Here is a 13,318-nt window from a genome sequence, read left to right on the forward strand (position 1 = left end):
TGACGTGATCGAGCGGTCAGGTGGCGTCGCGCAGCAGTGCCTCGGTGATCCGTTCGCAGGCCTTCATGCCGTACTCCCACCCGCCGCCGGCGCTGAACGGGGTGCGGACCATCACGCCCATCGTCCAGGTGTCGCCGATGGCCAGGCAGTTGACGTGATATTCCTGCTCCTTCTGCCGGTCGATCCACCCGTTCTTGATGGCGATGGTCTTCTGTTCGGCGGACGGGAACGCCTTGCGGATGCCGAAGTCACCGGCGCCGCGAACCAGCCGCATCTCGTTGATCAGCCACTTCGTCCACTTCGGGCCGGCGGCCCGGCCATCGTCGATGCACAGCCCGAGCCGGGCGGTGTCCCGCGGGGACAGCAGTGTGCGGCTCCAGCCGCCGTCGCTGGCGACCTTGCTGTCGGTCAGGTCGCACATGCTGATCAGGCGCTTGATCGAGGCGGACCGGTCGACGCTGTTGTAGAACTGTTCGGCACGGGTGTTGTCGCTGTCCCGGATGATCTTCGTGGCGTCGGCCAGCTTCGCGTCACTCGGGGTCTGCCCGGCCTCGGCCGCGCGCCGCAGGTAGTCGGCGACGACCCACGACTTGATCAGCGACGCCGTGGTGTTGGTCTCGGCCATGTTCTTCGAGCCGATGATCTTGCCGGTGCGCTTGTCCAGCACGCTCCAGGCGTACCAGCCCTTGATGTTCAGGTCGTCGAGGTCCTGCGCCTCGAACGGCAGCGGCGTCAGCGAGGGGGATGGGGACGGCTCGGGACGCGCGTTGCGGTCGGGCGACGTGCCCGTGGACCGGCCGGCGCTGGTGGCGGCCGGGTGCGAGGCGGCCGTCGGGTGCAGCGGCGAGCCGGGTACCAGCCGGAGCGCGACGAGCATGAGGCCGACCAGGGTCACGGCGACCGCGCTGTAGAGCAGCGGCCGGCGGTCACTGCCCGGTCGGCGCCGGCTGCCCGCCATCAGAGCTTCCCGACCGGCTGCTGCGGCACCTTGAGGGCGGCGCCCGGCTGCGGGGTCACCAGCTGGGTGGCGACGCTGGCGCAGACCTTCGCGCCGTACGAGGGGGTCCTCGTGTCGCCGGCGCCGGGATAACGCATCATCACGGCCAGGGTCCAGTCGTCGGCCACCGCGAGGCAGTTGACGTGCCACTGACCGTCGGCCCAGAGCATGGTGAAGCCGTTCTTGATGCTGACCGGCCCCTGCGACGTGATCGACTCGGGCAGGCCGTCGACGATGCCCCAGTGACCGCCCTGGACGGCGGTGGACTTCTGGTCCTTGACGCTGCCGCGCACGTTGGCCATCTCGCTCAACACCCACTTCGTCCACTTCGGCCCGGCGGCGGTGCCGTCGCCGATGCAGTCGCCCATGCGCACCGCGTCGCGTGGCGACATCAGGGTGTACGCCCACTTGGCCCGGGTGGGTTCAATCTTCGTGTCGGTCAGCTTGCACATCTTGATCAGCCGTTCCAGCACCGGCCTGCGCCCGCCGGCGTTGTAGAGCGCCTCGGCCGAGATGTCGTTGCTGTCCCGGATGGCGGTCTCGGCCTGCTTCTTCCGCGTCGCGCTGGGCGCCTTGTCGCGGAGGTTACGCAGGTAGTCCGAGACGATCCACGCCTTGATCATCGACTCGGTGGAGTTGGTCGAGGCCATGTTCGGCGCACCGCTGATCTTGCCGGTCTTCCGGTCCATCAGCGCCCAGGAGAAGAACTTGCCCTTGAAGTTCACCGAGACCGGCCCGGCGGCCAGCGTCGGCTCCGGGGGTGCGGTCGGGGCGGGCGCGGGAACCTGCGCCACACCGCCGCCGATGCCGCCGAGACCGCTGATGCCGTCGCCGCCGGAGAGCTTGGCGTACGCGGCGGGGACCAGCATGCCGCCGCCGAGAAGGACCGCCACGATGGCGAGCACCATGGTCACGCGAGGTCGCATGAGTGGGTGAACTCCAGGTTGTCTGGCCGGGGGGACCGGCGCTTTCCGAATGTGGTTCGGCCTGATCGCCGGGGCCGGGGGAGATGGCCTGGAGCGTTGGCGATCGTCAGCAGCCGATCGGTGTGCCGGGCGAAGTCTACTTCCGGACAGGCCGGATGCCAGATCCCCGGGCCCGGCAACTCGCCGTGAAGGCGGGACATTGGACCGCTATGCCGCGCTTGTGAGGATTCATCTTCTCCGCGTGGCCGAGGTCACAAGGTTTGCGCAGGTCAGGGGTTGTCACGGGAAGCGGTCGTCCGGTGACGGAAGGTACGTCGGGAAACCTGTTACACCCTCTGGTGTCATCGGGCGCGAGCTGTAACACTGGCCTCATGTATGGCAACGACTTCGCCCCGCCCGAGGACGGCCCGGGCGGCGGCCTGCTCGGCGAGGTGGAGGCGGCGGAGGCCGCGCTGCGGGAGGCGGCGGCACGCGCCCGGCGCGGCGGACCGGCCCCGGACGAGGACTTCGCGGCGTACTTCGCGGACGTGATCGACGCCGACCAGAAGATCGAGCCGCGGGACTGGATGCCCGAGGCGTACCGGAAGACGCTCATCCGGCAGATCGCCCAGCACGCGCACTCCGAGATCATCGGCATGCAGCCGGAGGGGAACTGGATCAGCCGGGCCCCCTCGCTCAAGCGCAAGGCGATCCTGCTGGCCAAGGTGCAGGACGAGGCCGGCCACGGCCTCTACCTCTACGCCGCCGCGGAGACGCTCGGCGTCAGCCGCGACGAGCTGGTCGAGCTGCTGATCGACGGCCGGCAGAAGTACAGCTCGATCTTCAACTACCCGACCCTGACCTGGGCCGACGTGGGCGCGATCGGCTGGCTGGTGGACGGCGCGGCGATCGTCAACCAGGTGCCGCTGTGCCGCTGTTCCTACGGCCCCTACGCCCGCGCCATGATCCGGGTCTGCAAGGAGGAGTCGTTCCACCAGCGCCAGGGCTACGAGATCCTGCACACCCTGGCCCACGGCACCCCGGGGCAGAAGGCCATGGCCCAGGACGCGGTGGACCGCTGGTGGTACCCCTCACTGGCCATGTTCGGCCCGCCGGACGGAGACTCGACCCACAGCGCCCAGTCGATGGCCTGGAAGATCAAACGCTTCTCCAACGACGAGCTGCGCCAGCGCTTCGTCGACATGTGTGTGCAGCAGGCGGAGATCCTCGGTCTCACCATCCCCGACCCGGACCTGCGCTGGAACGAGCAGCGGCAGTCCTACGACTACACCCAGCCCGACTACGACGAGCTGATGCAGGTGATCAAGGGCAACGGGCCGTGCAACCGGGAGCGGATGGAGCACCGGCGCCGGGCCCACGCCGACGGCGCGTGGGTGCGGGAGGCCGCCGCGGCGTACGCGGCGAAGCAGCGGAACAAGGAGAAGGTGGCGGCATGACCGAGCAGACCCCGCTGTGGGAGGTCTTCGTGCGGGCACGGCGCGGGCTGTCGCACACCCACGTCGGCAGCCTGCACGCCCCCGACGCCGAGCTGGCCCTGCGCAACGCCCGCGACCTCTACACCCGGCGCCAGGAGGGCGTCTCGATCTGGGTGGTGCCGGCGAGCGCGATCACCGCGTCCAGCCCCGACGAGAAGGACGCCTTCTTCGACCCGGCGGCCGACAAGGTCTACCGCCACCCCACCTTCTACGAGGTGCCGGACGGGGTGGCCCACCTGTGAGCGAGTTGTTCGACTTCACCCTCGCCCTGGGCGACGACGCGCTGATCGCGGCGCAGCGGCTCGGCGAGTGGACCTCCCGTGCGCCCGAGATGGAGGAGGACATCGCGCTGGCCAACATCGCCCTCGACCAGCTCGGCGCGGCCCGCCTCCTGCTGACCTACGCGGGCGAGCTGGAGGGCGCCGGCCGGGACGAGGACGCGCTGGCCTACCTGCGCGGCGACCGGGAGTTCCGCAACTGCCTCCTGGTCGAGCTGCCCAACGGCGACTTCGCCGTGACCATGGCGAAGCTGTTCTTCCTGGCCGCCTACCAGCTCCCGCTCTACACGGCGCTGAGCGGGTGCGCCGACGAGCGGCTGGCCGCGATCGGGGCGAAGGCCCGCAAGGAGTCGGCGTACCACCTGGACCACGCCTCGCTCTGGGTGAAGCGGCTCGGCGACGGCACCGAGGAGTCGCACCGGCGCATGCAGGACGCGGTCGACCAGGTGTGGCCGTACACCCACGAGCTGTTCACCGCGGACCCGGCGGCGCCGGTCGACCCGGCCACCCTGCGGGCCGACTTCGACACCGTCGTGTCCGCGGTGTTCGACGAGGCGACGCTGACCCGACCCGCCGACGGCTGGGCGCCGGGTGGCGGCCGGGCCGGCGTCCACACCGAACACCTCTCCTACCTGCTGGCCGAGATGCAGGTGCTGCACCGCGCCCACCCCGGAGCCCGCTGGTGAGTGACCCCAGGGCGGCCGTGGCGGCGGTGGTGGACCCCGAGATCCGGGTCGTCACCATCGACGAGCTGGGCATCCTGCGGTCGGTCGACGAGGACGCGGCCACCGGCCGGGTGGTCGTCACCATCACCCCCACCTACACCGGCTGCCCGGCCATGGACGTCATCCGGTCGGACATCCGCCGTGCGCTCTCCGCCGCCGGGCACCCGGACGCCGAGGTCCGCACGGTGTACGCCCCGGCGTGGAGCACCGACTGGATCTCCGAGCGCGGCCGGGCCAAGCTGGCCGCCGCCGGCATCGCCCCACCCGCGCCGGCCGGTCGGGCCGGCGGGGTCGTCCCGCTGACCCTGGCCGTCCGCTGCCCGCGCTGCGGCTCACCGGAGACCGAGCAGGTCAGCCGGTTCGGCTCCACCGCGTGCAAGTCCCTGTGGCGCTGCCGTTCCTGCTCCGAACCCTTCGACCACCTGAAGGCGCTGTGACTGTCACGATCACCCGACCGGTCCGCCGCCGGCCGGTCTTCCACCCGCTGCCCGTCGCCGCCGTCGACCGGCTCACCGACGACGCCGTGGCGATCACCTTCGCCGTGCCCGAGGAGCTGCGGGAGACGTTCGCGTTCTCCGCCGGGCAGCACCTGACGGTCCGGCTTGCCGCCGGAGGCGGGCCCACCGGCCCCGCCGGTGAAGGCGGGGCCGATGAGGTGCGGCGGTCGTACTCGATCTGCTCGACCCCGGACGAGCTGGCCCGGCACGGCCGGCTGCGGATCGGGGTGCGGGAGGTGCCCGGCGGCGCCTTCTCGGCGTACGCCTGCGGCGCCCTGCGCGGCGGCGACACCGTCGAGGTGCTGCCCCCGCTCGGGCACTTCACCTCCGCGTTCGCCCCGGACCGGGTCCGCCACTACGGCGCGGTGGTCGCCGGCTCCGGCATCACCCCGGTGCTCTCGCTGGTCGCGACCGCGCTGTCCGTCGAGCCGGCCAGCACCTTCACCCTCGTGTACGGCAACCGCACGGCGAACACGGTGATGTTCGCCGAGGAGCTGGCCGACCTGAAGGACCGGTGGCCGACCCGGCTGCACCTCGTGCACGTGCTCTCCCGGGAGATGGGCGAGTCCGCGCTGCTCTCCGGGCGGATCGACGCCGACCGGCTGACCCGGCTGCTCGACACCGTCGTCCCCGGCGAGGTGATCGAGGAGTGGTTCCTCTGCGGCCCGTACGGGATGGTGGTGGACGCCAAGGCGGTGTTCGCCGACCGGGGCGTGGCCGATTCGGCGGTGCACGCCGAGCTGTTCCACGTCGACGCCCCGCCGGAGCCGGTCCGCCGCCCGAGCGACGAGCCCGGCACCGGCGCCGAGGTGACGATCGTGCTGGACGGACGCTCGTCGAGCTTCACCATGGGCCACGACGAGCGGGTGCTGGACGCCGCGCTCAAGGTCCGCGGCGAGCTGCCGTACGCCTGCAAGGGCGGGGTCTGCTCGACCTGCAAGGCCAAGGTGGTCTCCGGTGAGGTGACCATGGCCCGCAACTACGCGCTGGAGCCGGACGAGGTGGCCGCCGGCTACGTCCTCACCTGCCAGTCCAGCCCGGTCACCGACAAGCTCACGGTCGACTACGACGCCTGACGGCGCGCCGGGCGCCGGCTTCCGCCCGAAGCGGGGACCGGCACGCGGCGCGGGCCGTCAGCGATTGGCGCCGAGGCAGAGCAGGAGTTTCCGCGATCCGTCCTCCTGCGTGTAGGCCGCGACGGCGCCGGAGAACCGCTCGCACTGGGCGTCGTCGGTGGTGTCCTCGACCTTTCCGACAACGACGTAGGCGGCCGACTGGTCGCCGCAGTCGACGACGTTGACGAACGGGTCGGTGCTCAGGCCGGTGGCGCTGACGCAGGCACCGACGTCGGCGTAGGACGGGTCGGTGGAGATCGACCAGCCGACGGCGAGGGCGATGGCCACGGGTATGCCGAGACCGAACACCGCCGCCCGCCGGAACACCGGCTTGCCCGGCGTCGCGGGCGTGCCCGGAGCGCCCGGCGCCGGCTCGCCGAGGCGGCCCAGCCGAACCCGGGTGACGAGGTTCCCGATCAGGACCAGCGGCGTGATGATCATGGAAAGCGGCCCCCACCAGCCCTGCCAGAGCGTCTTCGCGCTCATGTCGCGGCAGACGGCGATGCCGCACGACCGGCAGAACGGGCCGCGTTGGGTGAGAGTGCGCATGAAGAGGAGGAAGCCCTGGTGCCCGTGGAGCGTCCCCTTGATGGCGGGAACCGAGCCGCAGCAGCGGCAGGTGAGGGCGGTGCCGGGCCAGGCCCCGGGCTGGGGCGCGGGCGGGACCTGCGGTGGATTGGCGAGAGGTGCGGTCACGACTCTTCCTTGATCGAAGTCTGAGAGCACCGCACGATAAGCCAAGATCAGCACATTCGTTGTCCCGCCGGTGCGACCCGTAGAACAAATCGTTCTACACTCGGAGCGTGGAGCAGATCGCGGTCCGGGAACTGAACCAGCACACGAGCCGGGTGCTGGCCCGGGTGCGTGCGGGCGAGACGGTCGAGGTGACCGATCGCGGGAAGCCGATCGCGCGTCTCGTCCCGGTGCTGGCCGGCGACGCGCTGGTCGGCCGCCTGGTTGCCGAGGGGCGGGCGACGGCGCCGACCACGGTCGGGCCGGTTCCGATGCCACCGGTGCTCGGGGATCCCGCGGTGGACGTCGCCGCGGTCCTGGCGGACGCGCGGGACGAGGAGCGCTGGTGATCTATCTCGACTCGGCGGCGGTCATCAAGATGCTCCGGCGCGAGGACGAGACGCCGGAGCTGATCGCCTGGCTCAACGACCACGCCGGAGCGCCGCTCGTCTCGTCGGCCCTGGTCGAGGTCGAGGTGCCGCGAGCGTTGCGCCGTGCCGCGCCGCAGGCGCTGGCCGGTGTTCCGTCGGTGCTGGGGCGGCTCTACCGGGTCGAGATCGACGCGGCGGTCCGGGCGGCGGCCGGTGCGTATGCCGAACCCCAGCTGCGCAGCCTGGACGCCATCCACCTCGCCACCGCGGAGACCCTGGCCCGCCAGGCCGGGGCCGACTTCGTCGCGTTCGTCACCTACGACCGGCGACTGTTGGAGGCCGCGAAGGCGGTCGGCCTCGCGGTGGCCAGCCCGGGGATGAACTGAGCCGGGCGGAGGGTCACACCGCCGAGCACCCCTGGCAGGGCCGGTGCTCCAGCGGCGTACCCTCGGGGACGTGACGGTGAGCCGGGAGATCGACGACATCCTGCAGCGCGGCGCGGACGGCGGGCGGATCACGCCCGAGGAGGCCCTGCTGCTCTACACCGAGGCGCCCTTGCACCCGCTGGGCGAGGCGGCCGACGCGGTGCGCCGGCGGCGCTACCCGGACAACATCGTCACCTACCTGATCGACCGCAACATCAACTACACGAACGTCTGCGTGACGGCGTGCAAGTTCTGCGCCTTCTACCGGGCCCCCAAGCACAAGGAGGGCTGGACCCACCCGACCGAGGAGATCCTGCGCCGCTGCGGCGAGGCGGTCGAGCTGGGCGCCACCCAGGTGATGCTCCAGGGCGGCCACCACCCGGACTACGGCGTGGAGTACTACGAGGAGCTGTTCTCCTCGGTCAAGCAGGCGTACCCGCAGCTCGCCATCCACTCGATCGGCCCGAGCGAGATCCTGCACATGGCCAAGGTCTCCGGGGTGAGCCTGGACGAGGCGATCGCCCGGATCAAGGCCGCCGGGCTGGACTCGATCGCGGGCGCCGGCGCCGAGATGCTGCCGGACCGGCCGCGCAAGGCCATCGCGCCGCTCAAGGAGTCGGGCGCGCGCTGGCTGGAGGTCATGGAGTTGGCGCACCGGCAGGGCCTTGAATCGACCGCGACCATGATGATGGGCACCGGCGAGACGCACGCCGAGCGGATCGAGCACCTCCGGATGATCCGCGACGTGCAGGACCGCACCGGCGGCTTCCGCGCGTTCATCCCGTGGACGTACCAGCCGGAGAACAACCACCTGAAGGGCCGCACCCAGGCGACCACGCTGGAGTACCTGCGGCTGGTCGCGGTGGCCCGGCTCTTCTTCGAGACGGTGCCGCACCTGCAGGCGTCGTGGCTGACCACCGGCAAGGACGTCGGCCAGCTCGCCCTGCACATGGGGGTGGACGACCTCGGCTCGATCATGCTGGAGGAGAACGTCATCTCCTCGGCCGGCGCCCGGCACCGCTCGAACCTGCACGAGCTGATCTCGATGATCCGCACCGCGGACCGCATCCCCGCCCAGCGGGACACGCTCTACAACCGCCTCGCGGTGCACCGGACCCCGGCGGACGATCCGAGCGACGACCGGGTGGTCTCGCACTTCTCCTCCATCGCCCTGCCGGGCGGCGGGGTCGGGAAGTCCCTCCCGCTGGTCGACGTCAACTGACCTCCACCGAACGGCCGGGCCGGCGGCCTCCCAGGTAACAGGACGGCGGCGACCAGCGCGACCTTGGTCCGCGCGGCGCTGCCGGCGGCTACGCTGCGGCTGACGGTCGTCCTCCATCGGCCCGCGAGGGTCGTTCACATAACGCACGGCAGCAGGGGCGGGATGGGTCACCATCCCGCCCCTGCTGTCTGTGTCTCCCCAGAGGACCGAGGAAATCGTGCACGGGTTCTGGCGCGTCGCGACGTCGCTCCGGTAGCGTCCGTTCGTTCCGCAACCATCGGCACGTCCCTTCACCCCGGGGGATCCATGACTTTCCTGCACCGATCGACGCTGGCCCGTGCCGGCGTCGTCACCCTTCTGGCCGCCGGCGGTCTCGGTGTCGTCGCCGGCCCCGCGCACGCCGCCGACCAGGCCGACCTCCAGCTCATCCCGCTCAGCTACCAGCTGGCCAAGGGCGTCGAGCAGGCAAAGGCCAAGCCGGTCAAGTTCCAGGTGGACAACACCACCGGCGCCGTCGACGCCAAGGACGTCCGGGTCACTGTGGAGACCAAGGGTCTCAAGCCCAAGAAGGTCGGCGTGGTGGTACCCGCCGGCTGCGAGGTCGCCGGCACCCGGTTCTCCTGCCTGCTCGGCGACCTGGCCGCCGGCACCACCGAGGACTTCGGCATCCCGCTCTTCTCCACCGGCGGCAAGGGCGCCGGCGGCAGGCTGGTGGTCACCATCAGCGCGGCCACCGCCGACCCCGATCTGAAGAACAACACCGTCAAGCACGACATCACCGTCACCGAGCCCGGCTACGACCTGACCACGTGGGTGCAGGACGTGTACGCGGACGTGCAGGTCGACGGCGACGAGGCCGGGGAGTCCGGCCTGAAGCCGGTCCGGCCCGGCGAGACGGCCCCGCTGGACTGGGCCGTCTACAACGACGGCAGCCGCCGCGCCACGGGCGTCGCGTACGGGATCGCGCTGCCGGCCGGCGTCACCTTCGCCGAGCTGCCCGAGGGCTGCGAGGAGCAGGAACTGGGTGGCCTGGCCACGGCGTACTGTGAGGACGGTGGCGCGGTGCTGGCGCCGGGCGAGTACTACACCGCCGGCGTCCGGGTGAAGGTCGGCGCGGACGTCACCGAGCCGGTGCTCCGCCCCGGCTTCGTGTACGCCTCCGGCCTCGACGCCGCCTCAGGTGAGCCGGAGGAGGAGCCCCGGGTGGCCAGCTCGACGCAGCGCCGCAGCTTCACCGAGACCGACGACGGCGACAACACGGCCCAGTTCGACGTCTTCGTCGACCTGAGCACGGAGCCCACGCCGACCCCGACCCCGACCGCCGAGCCGACCCCGACCGCGGAGCCGACCCCGAGCGGCGGCGCGACGGCGAGTCCCGCGCCGACCGCGGGTGGCGGCGCCGGTGGCGGCCTGCCGGTGACCGGTGTGCAGGTCGGGCTGATCGGTGGCGTCGGCGCGGCCATCCTGCTGGCCGGCGGGGCGCTGCTGATGCTCTCCCGCCGCCGGAAGGTGGTCCTGGTCACCCCGACCGACGAGCGGACCGAGGACTGACCGACCTGGACAGCGATGGGCGGGGTGGGCGACCACCCCGCCCTTTCGCGTACCCGGGAGGAGTCGGGCGCGGGTCGGCTGGCAGAGTGGAGGCGTGAGCCGTACCCCCCAGGGCCAGCGCGCCAGCCTGGACAAGCAGCCGCACGAGGTCGCCGCCATGTTCGACGGCGTGGCCGCCCGCTACGACCTGACCAACACCGTGCTCTCCTTCGGGCAGGACCGGTTCTGGCGGCGGGCCACCCGGGCGGCGTTGGGGCTGCGCCCCGGCGAGCGGGTGCTGGACGTGGGCGCCGGCACCGGCGTCTCGACCGAGGAACTGGCCCATTCCGGGGCGTACGCGGTGGGCGCGGACCTGTCGCTCGGCATGCTGCACGCCGGCAAGCGCACCCGGCCGGGGGTGCCGCTGCTGGCCGGGGACGCCCTGCGGCTGCCCTTCGCCGACGCCAGCTTCGACGCGGTCACCATCTCCTTCGCGCTGCGCAACGTCAACGACACCGACGCGGCGCTGCGTGAGCTGGCCCGGGTCACCCGGCCGGGCGGCCGGCTGGTGGTCTGCGAGTTCAGCACCCCGGTCAACCCGGCGTTCCGCACCGTCTACCTGTCGTACCTGATGCGGTCGTTGCCGGCGGTGGCGCGCACGGTGTCGAGCAACCCCGACGCCTACGTCTACCTCGCCGAGTCCATCCGGGCCTGGCCGGACCAGGCGGCGCTGGCCGCCCGGATCGGCGGGGCCGGCTGGGGCCGGGTGGCCTGGCGCAACCTGACCGGCGGCGTGGTGGCGCTGCACCGCGCGACGCGGGAGTGACGCCCGGGCGGTATCAAATCGCCCTTTTCGTGAATATCCGTTTTAGGTCTACTTTGTCCCGTAAGCTCGCCCCCATGACGGGACCAGACCGAGCGACGACCGACGACGACGCGGCGGAACTGATCGCCCAGCTCCGGGACCTGGCCGGCGCGGATCCCGCCGACGTCCGCCAGGTGGTCGCCGAGGTGCTGGCCGCACTCGACCGCGCGGCCGGCGGCGCGCTGCGCGATCACCTGCCGGAGGCGATCCGGCTCGACGCCGGCCTGGGACCCGCCACCGCCGCCCGCTCCTGACCGCCCGAGGGACTCCCGCCGGCCTGTTTCCGCGAGTTAGGCCCCCCTCAGCGCATACAGGTGTAACGCCGGTCATAGACTCCAACCCGATCGGCTTGTGAAGCATTTCACGAGCATGCGGGAGGAGGCGCGGATGGCCGCGGTGGAGAACGACGCCGACGTCATCGTCGTGGGCGCCGGTCCCGGAGGATCGGCGACGGCGTACCACCTGGCGCGGCACGGCGTACGCGTGCTGCTGCTGGAGAAGACCGAATTTCCCCGGGAGAAGGTCTGCGGCGACGGGCTCACGCCCCGGGCCGTGCGGCAGCTCATCCGGATGGGCGTGGACACCTCGCCCGAGGCCGGCTGGCTGCGCAACAAGGGCCTGCGGGTGATCGGCGGCGGGGTACGCCTCGAACTGGACTGGCCCGACCTGGCCAGCTTCCCCAACTACGGCCTGGTCCGGACCCGGCTCGACTTCGACGACCTGCTCGCGCAGCGGGCCGTCGCCGCCGGGGCGAAGCTGCGGACCAGCGTCAACGTGCTGACCCCGGTGCTCGACGCGGACGACCGCGTGATCGGGGTGCAGGCCGAGGTGGGCCCGGACAAGGAGCCGGCCACCTTCCACGCGCCGCTCGTGGTCGCCGCCGACGGCGTGTCCGGCCGCTTCCCCCTCGCCCTCGGGCTGGCCAAGCGGGAGGACCGGCCGATCGGCGTGGCGGTGCGCCGCTACTACCGCTCGGCGGCGAAGCACGACGACGACTACCTGGAGTCCTGGCTGGAGCTGCGGGCCAAGGGCAGCGACGCGCTGCTGCCCGGCTACGGCTGGATCTTCGGCCTCGGCGACGGCCGGGTGAACGTCGGCCTGGGCGTGCTCAACTCCTCCTCGGCCTTCGGCAAGACGAACTACCGGCGGCTGCTCACCGACTGGCTCGCCAACACCCCCGAGGACTGGGGGATGACCGACGAGACCAACGCGGAGGGGCCGATCCTCGGCGCCGCGCTGCCCATGGGCTTCAACCGGGTCCCGCACTACACCCGCGGGGTCCTGCTCGTCGGGGACTCCGGCGGCATGGTCAACCCGTTCAACGGCGAGGGCATCGCGTACGCCATGGAGTCCGGCGAACTGGCCGCCGAGGTGGCGGTGCAGGCGCTGGCCCGTCCGGCCGGCGCGGAGCGGGAGCGGGCGCTGCTGGCGTACCCGCAGGAGCTGAAGGCCCGCTTCGGCGGCTACTACCGGCTCGGCGGGATCTTCGTGAAGCTCATCGGCCGGCCCGAGGTCATGCGGATGGCCACGAAGCACGGCATGCCGCACCCGATGCTCATGCGCTTCGTGCTCAAGCTGCTGGCCAACCTCACCGACCCCCGGGGCGGGGACGCCATGGACCGGGTCATCAACGCCATGACGAGGGTGGCACCCGCCGTGTAGACCACCGGTCCCGAACCCCCGGGACCGACAAAGATCGACCCCCGCCGTCGAGGTCGTGAGGGACGTGAATAGTGTGATTTTCGCTAACCACCGAGGTCAGGGAAGGACGAGCAGGAGATAACGATGACGCTCTCTCCTTACGCACCGATCATCGGGCTGTTCGCCCTCGCCGCGGGGTTCGCGCTGTTCTCCGTGGCCGCCGCCCGATTCGCCGGTCCCCGGCGTCTGAACAAGGCCAAGCTCGAGGCGTACGAGTGCGGCATCGAACCGAGCCCGCAGCCGGTCGGCGGCGGCCGGTTCCCGATCAAGTTCTACCTGACGGCGATGCTCTTCATCGTCTTCGACATCGAGATCATCTTCCTCTACCCCTGGGCCGTCTCCTTCGACGCCCTGCCGATCTTCGGCTTCGTGGAGATGGTCATGTTCATCGTCGCGGTCTTCGTCGCCTACGCCTACGTCTGGCGGCGCGGCGGCCTGGACTGGGACTGAGGGAGGTAC

At 71.6% G+C, this 13,318-nt stretch carries 16 protein-coding genes; 13 read left to right on the forward strand and 3 right to left on the reverse strand.

Going from position 1 to position 13,318, the window contains the following annotated elements; translation table 11 throughout:
- Positions 1-16: 16 nt before the first annotated feature.
- The gene (locus tag ABZ452_RS07830) at positions 17-958 is read right to left on the reverse strand and encodes a hypothetical protein (protein WP_357940120.1); all 942 of its coding nucleotides are present in this window, start codon (positions 956-958) and stop codon (positions 17-19) included.
- The gene (locus ABZ452_RS07835) at positions 958-1,923 is read right to left on the reverse strand and encodes a hypothetical protein (RefSeq protein WP_357940122.1); all 966 of its coding nucleotides are present in this window, start codon (positions 1,921-1,923) and stop codon (positions 958-960) included. The genes ABZ452_RS07830 and ABZ452_RS07835 overlap by 1 nt, the downstream gene beginning before the upstream one ends.
- Positions 1,924-2,294: 371 nt before the next feature.
- Here ABZ452_RS07835 and paaA point away from each other — a divergent pair, with 371 nt between their 5' ends.
- Genes paaA through paaE form a run of 5 tightly spaced genes read left to right on the forward strand, consistent with a single transcriptional unit; the run spans position 2,295 to position 5,974 of the window.
- The gene (gene paaA / locus ABZ452_RS07840; protein ID WP_357940124.1) at positions 2,295-3,359 is read left to right on the forward strand and encodes a 1,2-phenylacetyl-CoA epoxidase subunit PaaA; all 1,065 of its coding nucleotides are present in this window, start codon (positions 2,295-2,297) and stop codon (positions 3,357-3,359) included.
- Positions 3,356-3,640, forward strand: coding sequence for a 1,2-phenylacetyl-CoA epoxidase subunit PaaB (gene paaB / locus ABZ452_RS07845; RefSeq protein ID WP_357940126.1), 285 nt, complete (start codon positions 3,356-3,358; stop codon positions 3,638-3,640). The genes paaA and paaB overlap by 4 nt, the downstream gene beginning before the upstream one ends.
- Positions 3,637-4,362, forward strand: a complete 726-nt coding sequence (gene paaC, locus ABZ452_RS07850; RefSeq protein WP_357940128.1) for a 1,2-phenylacetyl-CoA epoxidase subunit PaaC — start codon at positions 3,637-3,639, stop codon at positions 4,360-4,362. The genes paaB and paaC overlap by 4 nt, the downstream gene beginning before the upstream one ends.
- The gene (gene paaD, locus ABZ452_RS07855) at positions 4,359-4,838 is read left to right on the forward strand and encodes a 1,2-phenylacetyl-CoA epoxidase subunit PaaD (RefSeq protein ID WP_357940130.1); all 480 of its coding nucleotides are present in this window, start codon (positions 4,359-4,361) and stop codon (positions 4,836-4,838) included. The genes paaC and paaD overlap by 4 nt, the downstream gene beginning before the upstream one ends.
- The gene (gene paaE / locus ABZ452_RS07860; protein WP_357940133.1) at positions 4,835-5,974 is read left to right on the forward strand and encodes a 1,2-phenylacetyl-CoA epoxidase subunit PaaE; all 1,140 of its coding nucleotides are present in this window, start codon (positions 4,835-4,837) and stop codon (positions 5,972-5,974) included. Before paaD ends, paaE begins: the two co-directional genes overlap by 4 nt.
- Positions 5,975-6,031: 57 nt before the next feature.
- Here the strand turns inward: paaE and ABZ452_RS07865 are convergent, their stop codons facing one another.
- On the reverse strand, positions 6,032-6,709 hold the full coding sequence (locus tag ABZ452_RS07865; RefSeq protein ID WP_357940135.1) for a hypothetical protein: 678 nt from the start codon (positions 6,707-6,709) through the stop codon (positions 6,032-6,034).
- Positions 6,710-6,816: 107 nt separating this feature from the next.
- Here ABZ452_RS07865 and ABZ452_RS07870 point away from each other — a divergent pair, with 107 nt between their 5' ends.
- The 8 genes from ABZ452_RS07870 (at position 6,817) to ABZ452_RS07905 (ending at position 13,309) form a co-directional block, all read left to right on the forward strand.
- The gene (locus ABZ452_RS07870; RefSeq protein ID WP_357940137.1) at positions 6,817-7,095 is read left to right on the forward strand and encodes a type II toxin-antitoxin system prevent-host-death family antitoxin; all 279 of its coding nucleotides are present in this window, start codon (positions 6,817-6,819) and stop codon (positions 7,093-7,095) included.
- Positions 7,092-7,502 (forward strand): type II toxin-antitoxin system VapC family toxin, encoded by a 411-nt coding sequence (locus tag ABZ452_RS07875; protein WP_357940139.1) that lies wholly within the window; start codon positions 7,092-7,094, stop codon positions 7,500-7,502. Before ABZ452_RS07870 ends, ABZ452_RS07875 begins: the two co-directional genes overlap by 4 nt.
- Positions 7,503-7,572: 70 nt before the next feature.
- Positions 7,573-8,763, forward strand: coding sequence for a cyclic dehypoxanthinyl futalosine synthase (mqnC, locus tag ABZ452_RS07880; protein WP_357940141.1), 1,191 nt, complete (start codon positions 7,573-7,575; stop codon positions 8,761-8,763).
- Between the two features lie 306 nt (positions 8,764-9,069).
- Positions 9,070-10,314, forward strand: a complete 1,245-nt coding sequence (locus ABZ452_RS07885; RefSeq protein ID WP_357940143.1) for a cell wall anchor protein — start codon at positions 9,070-9,072, stop codon at positions 10,312-10,314.
- A 94-nt stretch (positions 10,315-10,408) separates the two neighbouring features.
- Complete coding sequence (locus ABZ452_RS07890; protein ID WP_357940145.1) at positions 10,409-11,119, forward strand: demethylmenaquinone methyltransferase; 711 nt, start codon at positions 10,409-10,411, stop codon at positions 11,117-11,119.
- A gap of 74 nt (positions 11,120-11,193) precedes the next feature.
- The gene (locus ABZ452_RS07895; RefSeq protein ID WP_151461326.1) at positions 11,194-11,412 is read left to right on the forward strand and encodes a hypothetical protein; all 219 of its coding nucleotides are present in this window, start codon (positions 11,194-11,196) and stop codon (positions 11,410-11,412) included.
- A 133-nt stretch (positions 11,413-11,545) separates the two neighbouring features.
- On the forward strand, positions 11,546-12,820 hold the full coding sequence (locus tag ABZ452_RS07900) for a geranylgeranyl reductase family protein (protein ID WP_357941028.1): 1,275 nt from the start codon (positions 11,546-11,548) through the stop codon (positions 12,818-12,820).
- A gap of 123 nt (positions 12,821-12,943) precedes the next feature.
- On the forward strand, positions 12,944-13,309 hold the full coding sequence (locus tag ABZ452_RS07905) for an NADH-quinone oxidoreductase subunit A (protein ID WP_089154551.1): 366 nt from the start codon (positions 12,944-12,946) through the stop codon (positions 13,307-13,309).
- Positions 13,310-13,318: the final 9 nt, after the last annotated feature.

The sequence above is a fragment of the Micromonospora sp. NPDC005707 genome (assembly GCF_040631005.1).
Lineage (GTDB): Bacteria > Actinomycetota > Actinomycetes > Mycobacteriales > Micromonosporaceae > Micromonospora.

Bases quoted from the DNA above. Each gene is read 5' to 3' on its own strand.
- ABZ452_RS07830 (WP_357940120.1), bottom strand. From the start codon at position 958: ATGGCGGGCAGCCGGCGCCGACCGGGCAGTGACCGCCGGCCGCTGCTC.
- ABZ452_RS07835 (WP_357940122.1), bottom strand. From the start codon at position 1,923: ATGCGACCTCGCGTGACCATGGTGCTCGCCATCGTGGCGGTCCTTCTC.
- paaA (WP_357940124.1), top strand. From the start codon at position 2,295: ATGTATGGCAACGACTTCGCCCCGCCCGAGGACGGCCCGGGCGGCGGC.
- paaB (WP_357940126.1), top strand. From the start codon at position 3,356: ATGACCGAGCAGACCCCGCTGTGGGAGGTCTTCGTGCGGGCACGGCGC.
- ABZ452_RS07885 (WP_357940143.1), top strand. From the start codon at position 9,070: ATGACTTTCCTGCACCGATCGACGCTGGCCCGTGCCGGCGTCGTCACC.
- ABZ452_RS07895 (WP_151461326.1), top strand. From the start codon at position 11,194: ATGACGGGACCAGACCGAGCGACGACCGACGACGACGCGGCGGAACTG.
- ABZ452_RS07900 (WP_357941028.1), top strand. From the start codon at position 11,546: ATGGCCGCGGTGGAGAACGACGCCGACGTCATCGTCGTGGGCGCCGGT.
- ABZ452_RS07905 (WP_089154551.1), top strand. From the start codon at position 12,944: ATGACGCTCTCTCCTTACGCACCGATCATCGGGCTGTTCGCCCTCGCC.